Genomic DNA, 3,639 nt, shown 5'->3' with positions numbered 1-3,639 from the left:
GCCGCTGCAGCAGCGGCAGCCGGAGCAGGGGCCGCATCGGCGGCGCCCTCGATTTCCAGCTCCAGCAGTTCGTCGCCTTCTTTCAGGCGATCGCCCAGCTTCACTTTCAGGCTTTTGACCACGCCGGCCTTGGGAGCAGGGATTTCCATGCTCGCCTTGTCCGATTCCAGGGTCAGGATGCTCTGGTCGGCTTCGACGGTGTCGCCGACCTTTACAAACAGCTCGATTACTTCACCTTCACCGCTGCCGATGTCAGGTACGCGAATGAGTTCGCTCACAAAAAGTCTCCTCAGCAGTCCAGTGGGTTGCGTTTTTCCGGGTTGATCCCGAACTTGACGATGGCGTCAGCCACCACCTTGGGTTCGATCTCACCACGGTCAGCCAAGGCTTCCAGGGCTGCCAACACCACGAAGTGACGGTCGACTTCGAAGAAGTGACGCAGCTTCTTGCGGCTGTCACTGCGGCCGAAACCGTCGGTGCCCAGGACTTTGAATTCCTTGGACGGGACCCACTGGCGAATTTGTTCAGCAAACAGCTTCATGTAGTCGGTGGACGCGATAACCGGACCCTTACGGCCAGTCAGGCATTCTTCGACGTAGCTCAGCTCAGGCTTCTGGCCTGGGTGCAGGCGGTTGTTGCGTTCTACGGCCAGGCCGTTGCGACGCAGTTCGTTGAAGCTGGTCACGCTCCACACGTCGGCGCCGACGTTGAAGTCGTCACGCAGGATCTTCGCGGCTTCACGCACTTCACGCAGGATGGTGCCGGAGCCCATCAGTTGCACGTGGTGCGCTGCTTCCTTGGTGTCTTCTTCGAGCAGGTACATGCCCTTGATGATGCCTTCCTCGACACCGGCCGGCATGGCAGGTTGCTGGTAGGACTCGTTCATCACGGTGATGTAGTAGAAAACGTCCTGCTGCTCCTGGGTCATCTTCTTCATGCCGTCCTGGATGATCACCGCCAGCTCATAGCCGTAGGTTGGATCAAAGGTGCGGCAGTTCGGAATAGTGGCCGCCAGGATGTGGCTGTGACCGTCTTCGTGTTGCAGGCCTTCGCCGTTCAGCGTGGTGCGGCCGGCGGTGCCGCCGATCAGGAAGCCACGGGTACGGCTGTCGCCTGCTGCCCAGGCCAGGTCGCCGATACGCTGGAAGCCGAACATCGAGTAGAAGATGTAGAACGGCAGCATCGGCTGGTTGTGGCTGGAGTACGAGGTCCCGGCAGCGATGAAGGAGCTCATGGCGCCCGCTTCGTTGATGCCTTCTTCGAGGATCTGGCCCTTCTTGTCTTCCTTGTAGAACATCACCTGGTCTTTATCGACTGGCTCGTAGAGCTGGCCGACGGAGGAGTAGATGCCCAACTGACGGAACATGCCTTCCATACCGAAGGTACGGGCTTCGTCCGGGATGATCGGCACGATGCGCGGACCGACTTCCTTGTCCTTGACCAGTTGCGCGAGGATTCGCACGAAGGCCATGGTGGTGGAAATTTCACGGTCGCCCGAGCCGTCGAGGATAGCCTTGAGGGTATCCAGCGCAGGTGTCGGGATGTTGAAGCTCTTGGCGCGGCGCTGTGGCACGAAACCGCCCAGTGCGGCACGACGCTCGCTCAGGTAACGGGCTTCGGCGCTGTTCGGCTCCGGCTTGAAGAACGGCAGGTTTTCCAGCTCTTCGTCCTTGACCGGGATGTCGAAGCGGTCGCGGAACAACTTCAGGCTGTCGACATCGACTTTCTTGGTGTTGTGCGCGGTGTTCTTCGCTTCGCCGGCACCGGTGCCATAACCCTTGATGGTCTTGGCCAGGATGACAGTCGGTTGTTCTTTGTGGTTGACCGCTTCGTGGTACGCCGCGTAGACCTTGTACGGGTCGTGGCCGCCACGGTTGAGTTTCCAGATCTCGTCGTCGGACAGGTCGGCAACCATCGCCTTGAGTTCAGGCGTGTTGAAGAAGTGTTCACGCACGAACGCGCCGTCTTTGGCCTTGTAGTTCTGGTACTCGCCGTCGATGACTGCGTCCATGCGACGTTGCAGGATACCGTCGACGTCCTTGGCCAGCAGTGGGTCCCAGAAGCGGCCCCAGATGACTTTGGTCACGTTCCACTGAGCACCGCGGAACACGCCTTCGAGTTCCTGGATGATCTTGCCGTTGCCGCGAACCGGGCCGTCGAGGCGCTGCAAGTTGCAGTTGATGACGAAGATCAGGTTGTCCAGCTTCTCGCGGCCGGCCAGGGAGATGGCACCCAGGGATTCCGGCTCGTCGCACTCGCCGTCGCCCAGGAAGCACCAGACTTTCTGCTTGCCTTCGGGGATGAAGCCACGGGCTTCCAGGTACTTCATGAAGCGCGCCTGGTAGATCGCCTGGATCGGGCCCAGACCCATGGAAACCGTCGGGAACTGCCAGAATTCAGGCATCAGCCAAGGGTGCGGGTAGGACGACAAGCCCTGTCCGTCGACTTCCTGGCGGAAGTTGTTCATCTGTTCTTCGCTGATGCGACCTTCCATGAACGCACGGGCGTAGACGCCTGGCGAGGTGTGGCCCTGGAAGTAGATCAGGTCGCCACCGTGTTCGTCGGTCGGGGCCTGGAAGAAGTAGTTGAAGCCGATGTCATACAGGGTTGCGCTGGAAGCGAAGCTGGAGATGTGACCGCCCAGGTCAGAATCTTTCAAGTTCGTGCGCATTACCATCGCCATGGCGTTCCAACGTACCAGCGAGCGAATGCGGCGTTCCATGAACAGGTCGCCAGGCATGCGTGCTTCGTGGGTAACAGGGATGGTGTTGCGATATGGCGTGGTGATGGCGTAGGGCAGTTGCGAGCCACTGCGGGTCGCGAGTTCGCCCATACGGGTCATCAGGTAGTGAGCACGGTCTTCGCCTTCTTTGTCGAGAACCGATTCCAGGGCGTCCAGCCATTCCTGGGTTTCGACGGGATCGAGGTCTTGCATGGCTTGCTCCAGGGCGGAAAGGCTACCAGAATCGGTTGCCTGAAGTTTGCGACTGGCCTTGTGGGCAGACGACATAAATTCTTGGATGGCCGGAGGTTGCTCCGGCGTCCTGTAGTTTTACTACAAATCGTCGGCCATTTCAGCCTTTCGAATGTATATACGAGTAGTAAAACTACACAAGACTGAGCGGGTTGCTCAGTCAGTTAGGTGAGCATAATCGTTATTGTTGATCTTTTGCGAACAAGAAAAGGTAGAAGTTTAATGTTACCTGCCAAAATTTATGAATTTTCAGCTATTTATAACTTTTGTTCGACAGTCCTTTACCGAGCGTGGTTCCTGCGTTCACAGCAACAAGCCCTTCACACGCCGATCAAGGATAGACCATGAGCCTTCCAACGCTGGCTGAACTGCCGGCCATTCTCTTGCCGTTCGCCGATCGGGCTGTGCAGTCATTTCGTGACGCAGTGGCCGCGCTGGACGACGATCATGGCCTTTGCGCGTGGACGCCGCAACGCTGGGCCGACTTCGCCCGCGTGTGCGCCGCCAGTGATTTCGTCATTGAACAGAGTGTTCGTGACCCTTTGATGTTGCTCGAATTGGTCGCCTGGGGCGAGCTGGACCGGGGCTTTGCGCCGGGCGAGCTGTGCGGGCAAATCGCCGGCGCTGTGCAACAGGCCCAAACAGAAGATGAGCTGGGCCGCGTG

General features: G+C 58.8%; 2 protein-coding genes and 1 pseudogene. 1 reads left to right on the top strand and 2 read right to left on the bottom strand.

The genetic code is table 11. The annotated features are described in order from the left end of the window. Both L9Z73_RS27230 and aceE read right to left on the bottom strand, forming a co-directional pair. Nucleotides 1-278 (bottom strand): biotin/lipoyl-containing protein (locus L9Z73_RS27230; RefSeq protein ID WP_345894189.1); only part of this gene is annotated, 278 nt, incomplete at its 3' end. Nucleotides 279-289: 11 nt separating this feature from the next. Next, entirely contained in the window at nucleotides 290-2,935 is a 2,646-nt protein-coding gene (gene aceE, locus L9Z73_RS27225) for a pyruvate dehydrogenase (acetyl-transferring), homodimeric type (protein ID WP_247407726.1), read from the bottom strand. Nucleotides 2,936-3,318: 383 nt separating this feature from the next. On the opposite strand from aceE, the pseudogene L9Z73_RS27220 reads away from it, so the two are divergent. Next, nucleotides 3,319-3,639 (top strand): annotated as a pseudogene (locus L9Z73_RS27220) (bifunctional [glutamate--ammonia ligase]-adenylyl-L-tyrosine phosphorylase/[glutamate--ammonia-ligase] adenylyltransferase); the annotation flags it as partial.

It is taken from the genome of Pseudomonas emilianonis (assembly GCF_023072625.1).
Classification (GTDB): Bacteria; Pseudomonadota; Gammaproteobacteria; order Pseudomonadales; family Pseudomonadaceae; genus Aquipseudomonas; species Aquipseudomonas paraveronii.
This window is presented reverse-complemented; position numbering and strand designations above follow the sequence as displayed.

What these genes read in the sequence shown, in the direction of transcription:
- aceE (WP_247407726.1), bottom strand. Translation starts at nt 2,935, where the DNA reads ATGCAAGACCTCGATCCCGTCGAAACCCAGGAATGGCTGGACGCCCTG.